This is a genomic window from Mesorhizobium sp. M8A.F.Ca.ET.207.01.1.1 (genome assembly GCF_004794715.1).
Taxonomy (GTDB): domain Bacteria; phylum Pseudomonadota; class Alphaproteobacteria; order Rhizobiales; family Rhizobiaceae; genus Mesorhizobium.
Map to the genome: position 1 here is coordinate 1 of NZ_SRUS01000404.1, position 316 is coordinate 316.

Consider the following 316-nt stretch of genomic DNA (forward strand, 5'->3'; position numbering starts at 1 on the left):
ACCAGGCCAAGAGCGCGTTCCTGGCCACCATGAGCCATGAGATCCGCACCCCGCTGTACGGCGTGCTGGGCACGCTGGAACTGCTGGGGCATACCGAACTGGATGCCCGGCAGTCGCAGTACCTGCGCACCATCGAGAGCTCTTCGTCGGTCCTGCTGCAGTTGATCAGCGACGTGCTGGATGTTTCCAAGATCGAATCAGGACAGCTCAGCCTGGAACCGGCGGCGTTCTCGCCGCGCGAAGTGACCGAGAGCGTGCTGCGCAGCTTCGCCGCGTCGGCCACCTGCAAGGGCCTGCAGGTCCTGGTCTGCACCGA

General features: G+C 64.9%; 1 protein-coding gene. It reads left to right on the plus strand.

Annotated features, from left to right (window positions below):
- Positions 1–316, plus strand: a 316-nt coding sequence (locus tag EN850_RS35105) for a histidine kinase dimerization/phospho-acceptor domain-containing protein (protein ID WP_281407316.1), incomplete at both ends; no start/stop codon positions are given.